Origin of the sequence: Methanobrevibacter sp. (genome assembly GCF_050872065.1) — an archaeon.
In the GTDB taxonomy this organism is placed as follows: Archaea; Methanobacteriota; Methanobacteria; order Methanobacteriales; family Methanobacteriaceae; genus Methanocatella.
The window spans coordinates 53467-69018 of the sequence record NZ_JBNMGD010000001.1 but is presented as its reverse complement, the minus strand read 5'-3'; the positions used below and the strand labels follow the sequence as shown (position 1 = coordinate 69018).

Here is a 15552-nt window from a genome sequence, read left to right as displayed (position 1 = left end):
ATTATTATAATATAAAATTTTCAGATATTATAATTAATATCCGATATATTAATATCCTACTATAAATATATAATATAATACATTATCTAAACAAATATTTTTCCAAGAGGTGAAAAACATGCTTATATTAGCCACAAGTAAAATTCAAAGTAATTACCAAACTACAATCCCAAAAGAAATAAGAAAAAATTATGATATCAACAAGGAAACCGTTGTAGAATGGACTATCAACGAAAAAGGAAATCCTGAAATAACTTTCAGGAAGAAAAGAAGTTTTAAAAAATTAGCAGGTGCATTTAAAACTGAAGAAAAAACCAATGCAGTAGAATTGAAAAGGAGTTTATACGAATGAACAAAATATTCTTAGATACTTCATTTATACTGGCTTATGTCAATTCAAACGATGAACTACATGAAAATGCTTTAAGACTAGAGAAAACAGAAAACATATTATCACAAGACTGTTATATTAATAACAATGTATTAAATGAAGTCTTAACCTTAATAGGCAAAAAAATCAACATTGATGCTGCTGAAGAAATATATTATGGATTAATTGACAGCTTTGAAATATTAAATGAATACAATATCTTCAACTATACAGCAAAAACATTTGACATCTTCAAAAGGATTGTTGGTCTAAACAGTAAAAAAACAAAATTGAGTTTTACTGATTCAAGTATTATTTTAACCATGCAAGAATCAAATATTAGATATTTAGCTAGCTTTGATCAACAATTTAAAAATTTTGATGAAATTAATTTGATTGGTTTAGATTATCTATAAAAACAAAAAGAAAAAAATATTGAAAGAAGTATACAACGAGTAATTTTATAATTGCTAATCAATTACTTACTTATCTAATCAATATTTAAAACAATTACTGGTTTTTTTGGAATAACAATTACTACAGCTTTGACAAATTGCTACTCCCTCACCATTTTCTTTCCAATCTGCTAAAAAATCAGCTTGAGCAACAAATGGTTTAGACATTGAGATATATTCAACAGTTGAACTATTTAAAACCTCATTGATTGTTTTCATATCCCTAAGGGACCCGCCTAAAATAACCGGAATATCAACCGCATCAATTAATTTTTCAGCATAAACTAAAAATGGATGTTTTTCTCCTTTGTCATAAACTTGTGATATTGTCCGTGCAGTAAGTTGAATACTATCAGCACCTGCCTTTTCAAGTTCTTTTGCAATAGCAATACTTTCATCAGCAGTCATTCCACCTTTTCTTACATCCCATGGATTAATTCTACAGCTTACATGCATATCCATGGTCTTTTTGATAACCTTAATTATCTCAGCAGAAATCCTTACACGGTTTTCAGTATTTCCACCATATTTATCATTCCTTTGATTGAAATATGGATTCATAAACCTTGCAATATAAAAATTATTTCCCATGTTGATTTGAATTCCATCAAATCCTGCAAATGAGAATTTTTTGGCAGCCATGATTACTTCAGCTTGCAATTTTCTAATTCCTTGCTCAGTGATTTCATTGGCCTCCACTTTCTGATTTTCACCATCATCATAATAAAAAAATGCAAGTTGACCTAAAATTGGAACATCATACTTATGGGCAATATCTGTAACCATTTGATAATCCTTAATAAAACCCTTATAATTCATATTAGTTGAATAAGGGAAAAACCTGTCTTTATAATCCAATGCAAATATTTCAGATACAATTAATCCAGTACCACTGCTTGCAATCTTCTCATATCTATCATAAACATCAGGTGTTAGAAATCCTCCTTCTGAAGTTTCAGTTTCCCATGTTCCAGTTCTAACTATACGACTTTTGAGATTTAAATCTCCAAATTGAACATTATCAAAAATATCTTTCATATTATCACGACTTAACAAATTTATATTGTCTACTACTTATTCAATAGCTCAATAAGTTAAAAAAAATAATTCCCAATATTTTGAAAAGTAGTCTAATTTTTCTTGTTTTAAAAAAAAGAGTAAAGGTAATCTATTTGATTACCATTAAAGTGTCACCAGTGTTGACTGCATCACCAGGTTCTACAAAGATTTCCTCAACAACACCATCTACTTCAGATTGTATATCATTTTCCATCTTCATAGCTTCAATAACACAAATAGTGGATCCTTTGGTGACTTTATCTCCAACATTAACTTTGAGTTTGATTACCATACCATTCATAGAAGAAATTACTCCACCTTCAACTGGATGGAAATTACCGTTAGCTCCTTCTTCAATCTCCATAAATCCAGTAGGCATGATTTTAACTTCAAACATATCCCCATCAACTTCAACATTATATTGAGTTGGAATTCCAATTGTTTCATCTTCTGCAAATGCATGAGGTGGTTTGAGTTCCTCTTCTACAGCATCACCTTTAAGGAATTTTGGAGCAATTGATGGATATAATGCATAAGTCAATGCATCTTCATCAGATTTGACAAATCCTTTTTCTTCCCCTTCAGATTTATACTTATCGAATTCAGGTTCAAGTAAATCAGCAGGCCTGCATGTAGTAACTTCTTCATCACCAATGATTTTTTTAGCAATTTCCGCATTCACATCTGCAGGTGGTTTACCATACATACCTTTCATGTAATCTTTAACTTCATTGGATACAGTTTTGTATCTTTCTCCACCTAAAACATTCATTACAGCCTGAATACCAACAATTTGACTTGTTGGAGTTACAAGAGGTGGGTATCCCATATCTTTTCTAACACGAGGCATTTCTTCTAATACATCATTGTATCTATCAAGTGCATTTTGCTCTTTGAGTTGAGAAATAAGATTTGAAAGCATTCCACCAGGAATTTGATATAATAATACATCTGCATCAATACTTGTGGAAATAGGGTCTAAAATTCCTAAGTATTTTTCTTTAATGTCTTCAAAATACTTTTTGATTGAAGCTAATAATTTCAAATCAAGACCTGTATCAAATTCTGTTCCCTGAAGAGCTGCAACCATACTTTCTGTTGGTGGTTGACTTGTTCCCCATGCCAAAGGTGACATAGCAGTGTCTAAAATATCAACACCTGCTTGACATGCTGCATAGTAACTAATTGGAGTCATACCACTGGTACAATGACAATGTAAGTCAACAAGCAAATCTGTTTCTTCTTTTAATTTTGATACTAACTCATAAGCAGCAGTAGGAGTGATTAAACCTGCCATATCTTTAATTGCGACAGAATCACAATCAAGAGTTTCAAGATCTTTAGCTAAATCCACAAAACCATCAATAGTATGGACAGGACTTATGGTATAACTTATTGTACCTTGTACATGTGCACCTTGATCTTTAGCAACACGAATTGCTTTTTCCATATTCCTGACATCATTTAATGCATCAAAAACCCTGAAAACATCTACACCGTTTTCATATGATTTTTCTACAAATTTTGTTACAACATCATCAGGATAATGTTTGTATCCTACTAAATTTTGCCCCCTTAAAAGCATTTGAATAGGAGTTTTCTTAAATTCTGATTTTAATTGTCTTAATCTTGCCCATGGGTCTTCATTCAAATATCTAATGCAAGTATCAAAAGTAGCTCCACCCCAAGCTTCTACTGAAAAGAAACCAACTTTGTCCATTTCCTGAGCAATAGGAATCATGTCTCTGGTTCTCATCCTTGTAGCGAGAAGAGATTGGTGAGCATCACGAAGTGCTGTTTCTGTAAACCTTACTTTTGCCATTATTTACACCTCTTAACATTTATTTAAAAATAATCATAAAAATATCCAACTATAATATATGTATTTTGTATTATATAAAAATATGCAAAATCTCTATTGATTTCATTGGGTTCTAGAGATTTCTAAAAAAAAAATTCAAAAAAATAAGATATTGAAAAATTATCTTTCCATTTCACCGGAAATAAATTTTTCAACATTTTCAAATGCTTCATCATCAGTGTATTGGATTGGAGGGTGTTTCATAGTGTATGAGGAAATTGAAGTCAATTGTCCACCAATACCTCTTTCCAAACCGATTTTACAGCATCTTACTGCATCAATTACGCATCCTGCGGAGTTTGGAGAATCTTCTACGCTTAACCTAAGCTCAATGTTCATAGGAACATCCCCAAATGTACGGCCTTCCATTCTGAGGAAACATAACTTGTTATCGTTTTGCCATGGGACATAATCACTAGGACCAATATGGATATCCATATCATCCATTCTTTCTTTTAATACTGATTGAACGGCTTCAGTCTTGGATTCTTTTTTAGAGTCCAATCTTTCACGATTAAGCATATTCAAAAAGTCAGTGTTTCCACCAGTATTAATTTGATAAGTCTTATCTAATTTTACGCCTCTATCCATAAATAAACTAGCTAGTGTTCTGTGAGTGATAGTTGCACCAATTTGAGCTTTAATATCATCACCTACAATAGGAATTCCTTTTGCCTTGAATTTAGCATCCCATTCATCATCACTTACAATAAATACAGGCATACAGTTTACATATGCAACACCTGCATCAAGAGCACATTGAGCATAATATCTTGCAGCTTTTTCTGAACCTACAGGTAAGTAATTGACTAATATTTCGGCCCCACTTTCCTTTAAAACTTCTACAACATCAACAGGACTCTCATCGCTTACAACAAATGTGTATTCATCATCATAATTGGACATATGTTCAGCAACACCATCTAAAACATGCCCCATACTTACTTTAACATCATATTTTGGAATATCTTCTTGGAAAACTGTAGTGCAGTTCGGTTTTGCAAAAATCGCTTCATCAATAGTTTTTCCAACTTTCCTCTTGTCTACATCAAAAGTTGCGACAACTTCAATATCACTAGGTTTATATCCTCCAATATCCCAATGCATAAGTCCTATTGCATCTTCAGGTTTTTTACCATCATAATAATGTATTCCTTGAATAAGAGAACTAGCACAGTTTCCTATTCCAACAATTGCTATCTTAATTTTATTCAAATATAACACCAGCTCAATAATTATAAAATACTTTAATTAAAATAAAATACTAATATTATATGTTAATTAATATACTTTATATAATTAATGTTTAATCAAAAAATAGGAACTAAAAATATGAATCCATATATAGAAATCTTAAGACCTGGAAATGCTTTAATGGGAGCAATATCAATAATTTTAGTTGCACTTATTGACAAAACAATTTCAATTCCTATAATTCTTGCAATGTTTGCTGTCTTTTTTGAAACAGCAGCTGGAAACGTGATTAATGATTATTTTGATTACAATATCGATTTGATAAACAAACCTGAACGACCCATACCTTCCGGCAGAATTTCACTAAAAAATGGAAGGAATTATGCTTATTTACTGTTTTTCGCAGGAACTTTATGTGGTTTTCTAATTAGCTATCTTACAGGCAATTGGATACCATTTGCAATCGTGCTGTTTACAGACATAGTTCTTTATCTATATGCATATACCCTAAAGGCAACTCCATTAATTGGTAACTTGATTGTTGGATTCTTGACTGGATTTGGATTCGTGTTTGGAGGATTTACAATCAACAATCCAAGCATTATCGCAACTTCCATATTCTTAGGATTCTTTGCATTTGTAATGACAACCGCACGGGAAATTATAAAAGACATCGAAGACATTGAAGGAGACATGGCAGATAATGCAAAGACATTACCTATTTTGATTGGTAAAAAAAAGCCTGCAGTACTTGCAGCTATATTAATAATATTAGACAGCGCATTATGTCCTCTGCTTTATTACTACAATGTTTTTGGAATATTATATTTAATTGTTATAGCTATTGCAGTTATATTATTCGTTTATTCTGCAATTTTAATATTAAAATCACAGGAAATGAAAGTCGCCGCAAAAGTTTCTAAAAATTTAAAAATTGGAATGCTAATAGCTTTCGTTGCTTTTGCTCTTGGATCTTTAATATAATAAATCTGAAAAATAATAGTATTTTAGATTAATAAATTAATGAATTAATCATCAAATTTAATTCATTTACTTTTTTTTATTTAAATACCTCGTTAATTTTTTTGTTTTGAAAACTCCTATCAGTATATGACCTCTTTTTTTAAAAAAAATATCCTAAAAACTTATTTCTTATGATTTTATTAATTGTAATAATCTCAAATCATCATTACTCCAAATTTAACTCCACTATCCCCACCCATATTTAAAACATCTTCTCCTCTCAAAAAATCAAGATAATCCTTTCTTTAAATAATTATAAGAATTATATAACTTTATATATTGAAATAATAAGAAGTAATAATATGTTTAAAGAATTTAACATAAACAAAAAGGACAAGATATATTTAACAGCCATTATAATATTTAGTACAATATTAGTAGGATATTATATTAATTTCAACAATTCAATAGGCATTTCATGTTCTGATGTTTATGTTTATCTTTTAAATTCTCTTTATTATGCTGGTGAAAAAGTAAATATTACTCAGTTTATTCATATATCTCCAGTTATCTGCTTTTTTACTTCACTTCTCTTTAGAGTAGGAGTCACCGATAAGGTAGCAATATACATTGTTACCGGCATATTTGCAATAATTGGAAATGTTGGATTTTACCTATTGTTAAAAAAATTCTTTAACGAAGAATTAAGCCTAACCGGTACAATACTTTATTCATCATTTTCCCTTTACTTAATCTGGCTTGCAAACGGAACATTGGACATTCCTGCAGTAGGAGTAATTATTTGGATTGCATTATTTACAATAATCGCAGTTCGTGAAAACCCTAAATATTATCAATATGTAATACCATTGATGGTTATTGGACTTTATACAAGATATACTGTAATACTGACCATACCTGCATTTTTCCTGTTTTATGTCCTTGAAAACGGATTTAAAATAAAACATGAAGATAAAAAATACATAAAAAAAGGAATAATCATAGCCATAATTATTGCAGTGATTATATTTTTAATTGTTTTTGCTATGGGACAAGGCAGGTTTGATGCTGCTAGCCAGATGGCAAATGGAGTTAAAGGAGACACCGGATCAAAAAACGATCCTGCATTTAACCCTGATTCAAGTTATTATCTGGTAAATTACATAAATTTCATATCAAATTCACATACGGTATTTGAAACAAATCCTACATTATACTCCCCTACAATTTTATCCTATATAATATATGCATTATTAATTATTGGAGGAGGATTCTGGTTATATGACCATAAAGGCAATGTTAACTTAAGTAAGAAAGACATTCTTGCAATTGGGATAATCCTAATTGCCATTATAAGTTTTAACAGAGTTACTTCCGTAATTACATCAATATTGGCTTATATTGGGATTTATTTGCTTGCTAAAGACAAGGGACATAATAATGGAATATTTATGCTTGGTTGGATTTTAGCAAATGCAATATTTCTTAGCTTTGATATCGTTAAGGTCAACAGATATATACTCCCTACATTTCCTCCATTCATATTCTTTGTTTTAATGGCAATAGAAAACATCCATTCACATGTAAAAATCAACAAGAATATAATTCCAATTGCTCTAATAATACTGTTTATCGTTCAAGCTTTTGCATTTACATCAACCGTTGGACCGACAGACAAGTATTTAAACCCTGAACAGATTTCAGACTATATAATCAACACCAATTCAGACTATGAAAACATGACTATTGGAGCATATAATCTCAGACCATACAGCTGGTGGCTTGGACCAAACATAACAGGAATTCCTTCAAGCAACCAAAGTGGAATAGACCAGAGTAATATAAGTTATTACATATCAAATAATCCTCTTGATAATTTGACAAACTTCAGTGAAATAAAAAACATCAATGATTTGTATTTATATAAAAACAATAACTTTTAAGTCTAAAACACTATCGAAAAATTATGTTTTTAATTATTATTAGAAACATATATAATAAAAAAAATAAAAAAATAACAATATAAAAAGTATTAAGAGGATAATATGAAAGTTGTATGCTGTAAGAACTGTGGTGCAAAATACCAACTCGATGATAATGATGATATATCTACATTCGAGTGTTCTTCATGTGCAGGTGACTTAGAATACTTAGAAGACTATTCTAATGAAAAAGAAAAAACAGATAAACCATTTATTAGTTCAACAAAGTATAATAATTCCTACATAGTCCAATGTCAAGACTGCGGACTAAAATACAAAATTAAAAGTAGTGACAGTATACTCGACTATGAATGTGACAGCTGCGGTGGATCTTTAAGATATCTAGATGAGAATATGAATAATGAATTAGACTCTTATCTTGAAGAAAAACGTACAGAGCTTGAAAACATTAGAAAAGAATCAGAGCCTAAAGAACCAACATCTGAAGAAATAAAAACAGAAGATGACACTCACTCACTAAGATCACTTACTGATAAACTTGAAAATTTCTTTTCAGAAGAGCATATGCAGCAAATTGCAGACTCTGAAAAAGAAGAAGAGGAGATACAAGAAAAAGTAATCTTAAAAACAGCAAGAACTACCATACCACCATCCGTTTTATCAAGATTTGGAAAAGAATTTGCAGTTCCAAAAACCGAAGATTATGATATCTTAAAGAATTTCCTTAAAACTGAATTCTTCAATGGAATAGAAAAATACTATCCAAAAAACGACAACCCAGAATCAAATAAGAGTTTCCTTGATAAAATTAGCTTAAAAGAACCTGAGATTGGTGAAATAACACCAAAAGAAAATTCAATTAGAAATAACGACTCAATTGATGTTGAAATCCAAAATGGTAAAAATATAATTATCATCATAGGAGTAGTCATTTTCATTTTAAGTATAATTGAAATTCTAACTATAAACAGTGGTATAGGAGTTGTCGCCTTATTTATTGGAGTAATCATCTTATGTTATGGAATTTATAGAACAAGAGATATAAAACAAACTGAAGAAAGAACAAGAATAATTAGAGAACACTTGTTAAGTCTTCCAGAAGAGTTTTATGTATTCTATAATGTTAAAACTCCAACTTCCACATCAGGTATTAACCATGTTGTTGTAGGTCCAACTGGAATCTATGCATTGCTTTCACAAAAATATAACCCAAAACTTAGATTAGAAGCAGAAAACGAAAATTTGAATTTAATCGGAAGTAGTGAATCTGAAGAGGATAAACTTGAAGAAATTCCAAGCTATGGAAATACAAGGAAATTCAAATACACTACAAAACAAGCTAAATTTTCACAAGATAATAAAGTGAAACAAAAAGCATTAAGCTTAGGTGAGGATTTAATAAACTTCCTTAATGACAACAATATCAGAAACTGTTTTGTTGAACCGTTAGTTGGATTCATAAACAATGAAGTTGTGGTTATAAATATGCCTCTAACTGATGAAGACTTATTTATTGAGGAATTATTAAATAAAATCCAAACTGCTACAATCAAATTAGATTCTGAAACAATCGATAAATGTGCTGTTTTAATCAGCAAATATTCAGCAGATTGTTCTTCAGAAATTTAATTTCTTTTTTTTATTTTTTCTATTAAATAATTTCAAACAACTATTCATTGTAATTAAGAACTTTAACACCAACTATTTTCGTATTTTTAAAAAAATAAAAATACAACCCCATTATCCAATAAAACTATCATATGCATTATCAAACAGACCCTGGTGCAAGTTATGCAGATCAGAAATTAGAAGAAGCATATCCTGAAGATTATAATGGAATAAATTCTTCTTAAATATTCTTCTTTTTTATTTTTTATGACAACATATCATATTCAATTAAAGAACCTTTAGAAATATCCCTATTAACTATTTTACCAAGAATACTATCTACTTTTGATGGAGAAATACCTTTTCCTGGTCTTTTAAAATCAATATTAGAATTAGTGATTGTTTCGCCTGACTTAATATTTTCTTTTGCAACAATGGATTTTCTGACATTATTTCTTGAAAAAGACTCGCAAATCAAAGGTTGTTTATTCTTATAACCATTAATTTTAGACAACATACTAGTATTTAATCTAATAATACGAGCATCCTCCTCATCCATAGCAAATTCATGGCCTTCAAAAGATTTATCCAATGTAAAATATTTTTCCAATACAACTGCACCATAGTTACATGCAGTTGTTAAACTAAACATTAAATCATCAAAAACTGTATAATCTGAGTAACCAACATCATAATCCTTAAAATTTTCTATAAGATCTTTAATCATTAAAAGATTGGCATCTTCTAGTTTTGTAGGATATGATAATACTGAATGCATTAAAATTATGTCAAAATTAGAATTGTCTTCAATGCAATTTATAGCATCTCTTATTTCTTTTAAGTTAGCTGCCGCTGTGGATAATAAAATAGGTTTTTGTTTGTTTGAAATATGATCAATAAGCGGAATATTATCCAAATCCGAAGAAGCGATTTTATAAACCTCAACTACATCATCCAAATTATCAACAATTTCCTTATTAACAGGAGTTATTATAAATGTCATCCCCATCTCCTTACAATACCCTGCTAATTGTTTATAATCATCATAACTTAATTGATCATCCTGATTTAAATCTTGCCCATAATTACAATGCAAATATTCCGAATCACCAACATGGAAATTAACTCCATTAATTCCACATTCACTACATTTTTTAACCAGTAGCTTTGCAACCTCAAAATAAGATAAATCCTCTTTTTTAGCAAAATCATAATAATTAAAACTGATTTCACCAATTAAAAAAGGATGTTTGTTAAATATCCTCATGATACATCATCATTCATTATGAAATTCCGATATTCCTCTTTAATGACCGCATAAATATTTTCATAGCCATGCTGTAAATCAATAGCTTTCATTTTGTTATGCATTTCTACTCTAAGGTCATAATCATTGACTAACTTTAAGAATTCATCAATGAACTCCTCTCTTGTTAAAGAATCAACATCACCTAAATTTAAAATTCCATTAACACTGTTTGCAAAAACATGAGATGTTTCCAAATCATTTTGATAAACAGAAATTGTAGGAATACCCAATGCACATGCATCATAAACAATTTTACTTGCAGAAGTGATTAATATATCTGCCTTGAACATGAAATCACTAATATTTGAAACATTTTGATAAATTTGAACTAAAGGATTAGACTCATATTTGGATATGAACTGTTCAATATTCTCATATCCTCTACCCAATATAATATTTATCTTCTTATCATATGTAGTAGATAAGATTAACTCTAAAAATGTTTCTGATAAATGTTTAGGGTCATTACCATCAATCATAATCAAAATATTGTTTACTTCCTGAGTAATTATTTTATGTGGCTGTAAGTAGAATTCATCTTTAAGAACATGGAACTTTTGACCATTATACACATTTGTATCACTTAAATCATGTTCGTATAACGAATCAAACACAACATTAGCAAAATTTGATCCAGCACCTACATCATCAAAATTAACAACAAAATATCCTTTCTCTTTTAAATCAGTTATATATTCCTCAGTAGTGTTTGATACATCATTAATCACTATCTGACAACCGAATTCTTCTAAGATATTATAAATTGATTCATGTCCATCATAAACTTTAAAATTAAACCCTGCTTTTTTAACTAAATCTTGTCCTAATTCATACTTTTCATCTAAAATAAATAAAACTTCATGAGAAACCATCTTTGATGCGAATGATAAACAAGTATCAAGTCTTCTAGTTCCAATTTCATCATGAGCATTTACAACAATACCCATTCTTTTTCTTCTAAGAAGTAACTCAACAATCCACCAATCCTTAAAACTATCAATGACAATAGCTTCTTCATCAGACAATTCAATTACATTAACATTATCCCCAATAAAAGAAACTTCATTAATGAATCCTCTGCGAGTGGCTATTATAGCACCAGTTTCTCTAAAAGATTTAGGTAAATCATTTTTATCAGGCCTTTCAACATAATTAGGGAAATATCTTCTATTTTCCTCATCATAACTCCAGGATAAATGATTGTCCTCAACAACTGAAATTACAGTTTCAAGGGCAAAATCATCAAATTTTTCAATAGCTTTATCTAAAGTCTGTGTTTTAATCAATGGAGACGTTGGAGACAATTTAATTACAATATCATATTCGTCAAATGCTGATTTTTCTTTTTCAACCATAGCATTGAAAACAATAGCACTTAATGACATGCCTCCTTCAGGTAATTCTTTTGAACATCTGATAACACTTACACCAACTTTCTCGGAAATTGATGCAATTTCAGAATCATCTGTAGTTACAACAACATCATCAACATATTGAGATGATTTAGCACAGTTAATTGCATGAAAAATCAAGGGTTTATCATGTAATAAACGAGCATATTTTCTGGGAATCTTCTTTGAGTTCCCATTAGCCGGAATAACTACTAAAATTTTATTATTATTAAACATGTTAATCTTTATATCCATAAATTTAATTAATACAATAATAAATATACTTATAATATATTATTAAATCTTTGGTGTTAAAATGAATATGAAAAGTATGTCTGATAAATTATTAAAAAAAATAAATGAATTATCCACACCTGTTAAGATAATGCATGTTTGTGGTTCACATGAACATACAATAATGGAAAATGGAATTAGAAGCTTACTCCCAGAAGAAGTAGAAATCATTGCAGGGCCAGGATGTCCTGTTTGTGTGGTTCCATCACGTGAAATTGATGAAGCATTAGAACTAATCGACAAGGGCGTTACAATTACAACCTTCGGAGACATGTTAAGAGTTCCAGGTTCTGAAAGATCACTTGCAGATGCAAAAGCTGAAGGAGGAGATGTAAGAGTAGTTTATGGAATCAACAGAGCTATTGAAATAGCTGAAAAAGAAGATAATGATGTTGCATTCATATCAGCAGGTTTTGAAACAACTGCTCCTACCACAGCAGCAGAATTGTTAGCAACACCCCCTGAAAATTTCTCAGTGCTCTCATGCCATAGGTTAATACCTCCAGCTATTGATTTTTTAATTAACTCCGGAGAAACCAGCTTAAATGCATTAATTCAACCAGGACATGTTTGTACAATCATTGGAACCAAACCATTCGAATATTTCTCAAGCAAATTTGGAATTCCTCAAGCTGTAGCTGGATTTAATCCATTGGACACACTAATGTCAGTATATATGATTTTAAGACAAATCCATAACGAAACACCAAAAATAGAAAATGAATACACAAGGGCAGTTAAAGAAGAAGGAAATACTATCGCACAGGAAAAAATGGAACAAGTATTCGAAGTAACCTCCAGAGAATGGAGAGGATTTCCAAAGATACCAAATTCCATCTTAGAAATTAAAGATGAATTTAGTGAATTTAATGCACGTGAAAAATACGACATTGAAGTTAAAAATGTTACAGAAGCACCGAAAGGATGTATTTGCGGACCTATTTTAAGAGGACTTGCAAGACCAGAAGACTGTAAACTATTTAGAAAAACATGTAATCCATTACACCCTATTGGAGCATGTATGGTAAGTAAAGAAGGAACCTGCAACATCGCACACAGATATTCAAGAGGATAATATGACAATTGAAGCGATTGCAGTAGATATTGATGGAACAATAACAGATGAAAAAAGACACATTTGTATTTCTGCTATTGAATCATTAAGAAAAGCAGAAGCTAACGGAATACCAACAATTATTGTAACTGGTAACGTTGTCAACTTTGCTTATGCTGCTGAAGTGTTAATTGGTTGTAGTGGAGGACTTGTAGCTGAAAATGGTGGTGTTGTTTTTAAAGAAGGAGAAAACAATAATGCAGTTGAAACATTAGTTGAAAGATCCTTTGTGACATCTGCTGAGGAACATTTAAAAGAAAAACTAGGTGAAAAATTTGACAAACATGCATCTCATGATAACATGTACAGATTAACAGAAACTGTATTCTACAAGACCCTCAGTGAAAAAGAATTAGAAGATGCACTAAAAGATTTTAAATTCCTAGATGAACTTGAAATTTATGACAGTGGCTTTGCACTACACGTCACAGATAAACGTGTGAATAAAGGAACTTCACTCAAATATTTATGTGAAAGAAACGGAATAAATATGGATAATGTTATGGCTATTGGAGATGGTCAAAACGATGAAGATTTCTTAAAACAAGCAGGATATAGAATAGCTGTAGGAAATGCTGAGGATAAGTTAAAGGAAATTAGTACCTACACTTGTAAAAATAATTTTGGTGATGGCGTAGCAGAAGCTATTGAAAAATTTGCATTATAGTGATAAAATGATATACGAAATAGCACAAAAAGCGAAAAAAGCAATAGAAAATGATTGTGATGCTTACGAAATATATATTGATGAATCAAAATCTATCGAGCTTGACTCCAGAAAAGAAGAATTGAATTTTGCAAAAGAAGAAATTGAACGTGGAGTAGGTATCAGAGTAATTAAGAACAATAAAGTAGGTTTTGCATTCACTTCAAATATGGATAAAATAGCTGAAACCGCAGCACAGTCAATTGAAAACACAAAATTAAATAAAACTGATGAAAATTATGCTTTTGCAGAAGTTGAAGAAATCCCAAGTGTTAAAAAAGTATATGATAAAAAATTTAATGACTTAAGTCTAGATGAATCCATTGAATTTTTAAAAAACACCATTGATACAACAATTGACCAAGGGTGTGACATAACTGGTTCCGGATTTTCAGCAGCTGAAGGCAAATCACTTATCTTAAATTCAAATGGAGTTTCTATTGAAAACGAAGGCACAGGATTTGGTATTGGATTATCTGTGACTACTCAAAAAGATGGAAAAATTGCAACAGCTTATAACTCACAATCCTCAAGATTCTTTGATTTAGATGGTGAAAAATTAGCTATTGAAGCATGTAATCTTGCTAAAAGTTCTCTTGATACAAAACCGATTGAAACAAATGATTATAGTGTTGTTCTTGATTATTATGCAGCAATTGGTCTTTTACAAACATTTATGGGTGCATTTGATGGTGAGAGTGTTATGAGAGGAAGATCCATTCTAAAAGATAAAATGGACTCCCAAATAGCTAATTCTAACTTGACAATTACTGATAATCCTCTTTTAGAAAAAGGATTGTGCACCTCAAAATGTGATGGAGAAGGTAGTGCAAGTCAAAAAACTGATTTAATAAAAGAAGGAGTTTTAAATTCATTTATTTATGATATTTATACTGCAAATAAATCAGGTGTTAAAACAACATCTAATGGTCTTAGAGATTCCTATTTATCAACCCCTATGATTTCTCCTACAAATCTTGAATTTAAATTTAAAGACATGAAAGATTTATCCGAAGTTAACAAAGGTGTTTTAACAACTAGTGTTTTAGGAGCACACACTGCAAACCCTATTTCTGGAGACTTTTCAGTTGAGGCAAGCAATGCATTTAAAATAGAAAATGGAGAATTGACTGACCCCATCAATAAAGCTATGATTTCTGGAAATATCTTTGAAATTATGAAAAAAGTAGAAGGAATAAAATCAGAAATAAAACAATACGGTTCATTTATTATTCCAAAATTGTTAGTTCATGACTTAAGAGTTGTTGGACAAAATTAATAAATA

At 30.3% G+C, this 15552-nt stretch carries 13 protein-coding genes; 8 read left to right on the top strand and 5 right to left on the bottom strand.

Annotated elements, in window-relative coordinates; all coding sequences use genetic code 11:
* The first annotated feature begins 118 nt into the window (after positions 1–118).
* Positions 119–352, top strand: a complete 234-nt coding sequence (locus ACR0P1_RS00400) for an AbrB/MazE/SpoVT family DNA-binding domain-containing protein (protein WP_432644433.1) — start codon at positions 119–121, stop codon at positions 350–352.
* Positions 349–786, top strand: coding sequence for a type II toxin-antitoxin system VapC family toxin (locus ACR0P1_RS00395; RefSeq protein ID WP_432644432.1), 438 nt, complete (start codon positions 349–351; stop codon positions 784–786). The genes ACR0P1_RS00400 and ACR0P1_RS00395 overlap by 4 nt, the downstream gene beginning before the upstream one ends.
* 78 nt (positions 787–864) lie before the next feature.
* Here the strand turns inward: ACR0P1_RS00395 and ACR0P1_RS00390 are convergent, their stop codons facing one another.
* The 3 genes from ACR0P1_RS00390 to ACR0P1_RS00380 form a co-directional block, all read right to left on the bottom strand.
* Positions 865–1863, bottom strand: a complete 999-nt coding sequence (locus ACR0P1_RS00390) for a tRNA-dihydrouridine synthase (protein WP_432644431.1) — start codon at positions 1861–1863, stop codon at positions 865–867.
* A 130-nt stretch (positions 1864–1993) separates the two neighbouring features.
* Positions 1994–3706: a sodium-extruding oxaloacetate decarboxylase subunit alpha gene (oadA, locus tag ACR0P1_RS00385; RefSeq protein ID WP_432644430.1), complete on the bottom strand. Its 1713-nt coding sequence runs from the start codon at positions 3704–3706 to the stop codon at positions 1994–1996.
* Positions 3707–3865: 159 nt separating this feature from the next.
* Positions 3866–4960, bottom strand: a complete 1095-nt coding sequence (locus ACR0P1_RS00380) for an inositol-3-phosphate synthase (RefSeq protein WP_432644429.1) — start codon at positions 4958–4960, stop codon at positions 3866–3868.
* Positions 4961–5077: 117 nt separating this feature from the next.
* Here ACR0P1_RS00380 and ACR0P1_RS00375 point away from each other — a divergent pair, with 117 nt between their 5' ends.
* The 3 genes from ACR0P1_RS00375 to ACR0P1_RS00365 all read left to right on the top strand — a co-directional run bounded on the left by ACR0P1_RS00375 (position 5078) and on the right by ACR0P1_RS00365 (position 9474).
* Positions 5078–5923, top strand: a complete 846-nt coding sequence (locus ACR0P1_RS00375) for a UbiA family prenyltransferase (RefSeq protein WP_432644428.1) — start codon at positions 5078–5080, stop codon at positions 5921–5923.
* Positions 5924–6264: 341 nt separating this feature from the next.
* Complete coding sequence (locus tag ACR0P1_RS00370) at positions 6265–7845, top strand: glycosyltransferase family 39 protein (RefSeq protein ID WP_432644427.1); 1581 nt, start codon at positions 6265–6267, stop codon at positions 7843–7845.
* A gap of 102 nt (positions 7846–7947) precedes the next feature.
* Complete coding sequence (locus ACR0P1_RS00365) at positions 7948–9474, top strand: NERD domain-containing protein (protein ID WP_432644426.1); 1527 nt, start codon at positions 7948–7950, stop codon at positions 9472–9474.
* 244 nt (positions 9475–9718) lie between these two features.
* Here ACR0P1_RS00365 and ACR0P1_RS00360 read toward each other — a convergent pair whose 3' ends face one another.
* Together ACR0P1_RS00360 and ACR0P1_RS00355 are read right to left on the bottom strand one after the other, a co-directional pair.
* Positions 9719–10720 (bottom strand): N-acetylneuraminate synthase family protein, encoded by a 1002-nt coding sequence (locus ACR0P1_RS00360; protein WP_432644425.1) that lies wholly within the window; start codon positions 10718–10720, stop codon positions 9719–9721.
* Positions 10717–12390: a cytidylyltransferase domain-containing protein gene (locus tag ACR0P1_RS00355; protein ID WP_432644424.1), complete on the bottom strand. Its 1674-nt coding sequence runs from the start codon at positions 12388–12390 to the stop codon at positions 10717–10719. Before ACR0P1_RS00355 ends, ACR0P1_RS00360 begins: the two co-directional genes overlap by 4 nt.
* A gap of 85 nt (positions 12391–12475) precedes the next feature.
* Here ACR0P1_RS00355 and hypD point away from each other — a divergent pair, with 85 nt between their 5' ends.
* From hypD to ACR0P1_RS00340, 3 genes are read left to right on the top strand one after another with little or no spacing between them, the layout of a single operon-like run.
* Positions 12476–13522, top strand: a complete 1047-nt coding sequence (hypD, locus tag ACR0P1_RS00350; RefSeq protein WP_432644434.1) for a hydrogenase formation protein HypD — start codon at positions 12476–12478, stop codon at positions 13520–13522.
* Between the two features lies 1 nt (position 13523).
* Positions 13524–14228 (top strand): phosphoglycolate phosphatase, encoded by a 705-nt coding sequence (locus ACR0P1_RS00345; RefSeq protein WP_432644423.1) that lies wholly within the window; start codon positions 13524–13526, stop codon positions 14226–14228.
* 7 nt (positions 14229–14235) lie between these two features.
* Positions 14236–15546 carry a TldD/PmbA family protein gene (locus ACR0P1_RS00340; protein WP_432644422.1) on the top strand — a complete coding sequence of 437 codons (1311 nt, stop codon included), beginning with the start codon at positions 14236–14238 and terminating at the stop codon, positions 15544–15546.
* Positions 15547–15552 lie beyond the last annotated feature (6 nt).

Coding starts and splice junctions, on each gene's coding strand:
- ACR0P1_RS00400 (WP_432644433.1), top strand. CDS start 119: ATGCTTATATTAGCCACAAGTAAAATTCAAAGTAATTACCAAACTACA.
- ACR0P1_RS00395 (WP_432644432.1), top strand. CDS start 349: ATGAACAAAATATTCTTAGATACTTCATTTATACTGGCTTATGTCAAT.
- ACR0P1_RS00390 (WP_432644431.1), bottom strand. CDS start 1,863: ATGAAAGATATTTTTGATAATGTTCAATTTGGAGATTTAAATCTCAAA.
- oadA (WP_432644430.1), bottom strand. CDS start 3,706: ATGGCAAAAGTAAGGTTTACAGAAACAGCACTTCGTGATGCTCACCAA.
- ACR0P1_RS00375 (WP_432644428.1), top strand. CDS start 5,078: ATGAATCCATATATAGAAATCTTAAGACCTGGAAATGCTTTAATGGGA.
- ACR0P1_RS00370 (WP_432644427.1), top strand. CDS start 6,265: ATGTTTAAAGAATTTAACATAAACAAAAAGGACAAGATATATTTAACA.
- ACR0P1_RS00365 (WP_432644426.1), top strand. CDS start 7,948: ATGAAAGTTGTATGCTGTAAGAACTGTGGTGCAAAATACCAACTCGAT.
- ACR0P1_RS00360 (WP_432644425.1), bottom strand. CDS start 10,720: ATGAGGATATTTAACAAACATCCTTTTTTAATTGGTGAAATCAGTTTT.
- ACR0P1_RS00355 (WP_432644424.1), bottom strand. CDS start 12,390: ATGTTTAATAATAATAAAATTTTAGTAGTTATTCCGGCTAATGGGAAC.
- hypD (WP_432644434.1), top strand. CDS start 12,476: ATGAAAAGTATGTCTGATAAATTATTAAAAAAAATAAATGAATTATCC.
- ACR0P1_RS00345 (WP_432644423.1), top strand. CDS start 13,524: ATGACAATTGAAGCGATTGCAGTAGATATTGATGGAACAATAACAGAT.
- ACR0P1_RS00340 (WP_432644422.1), top strand. CDS start 14,236: ATGATATACGAAATAGCACAAAAAGCGAAAAAAGCAATAGAAAATGAT.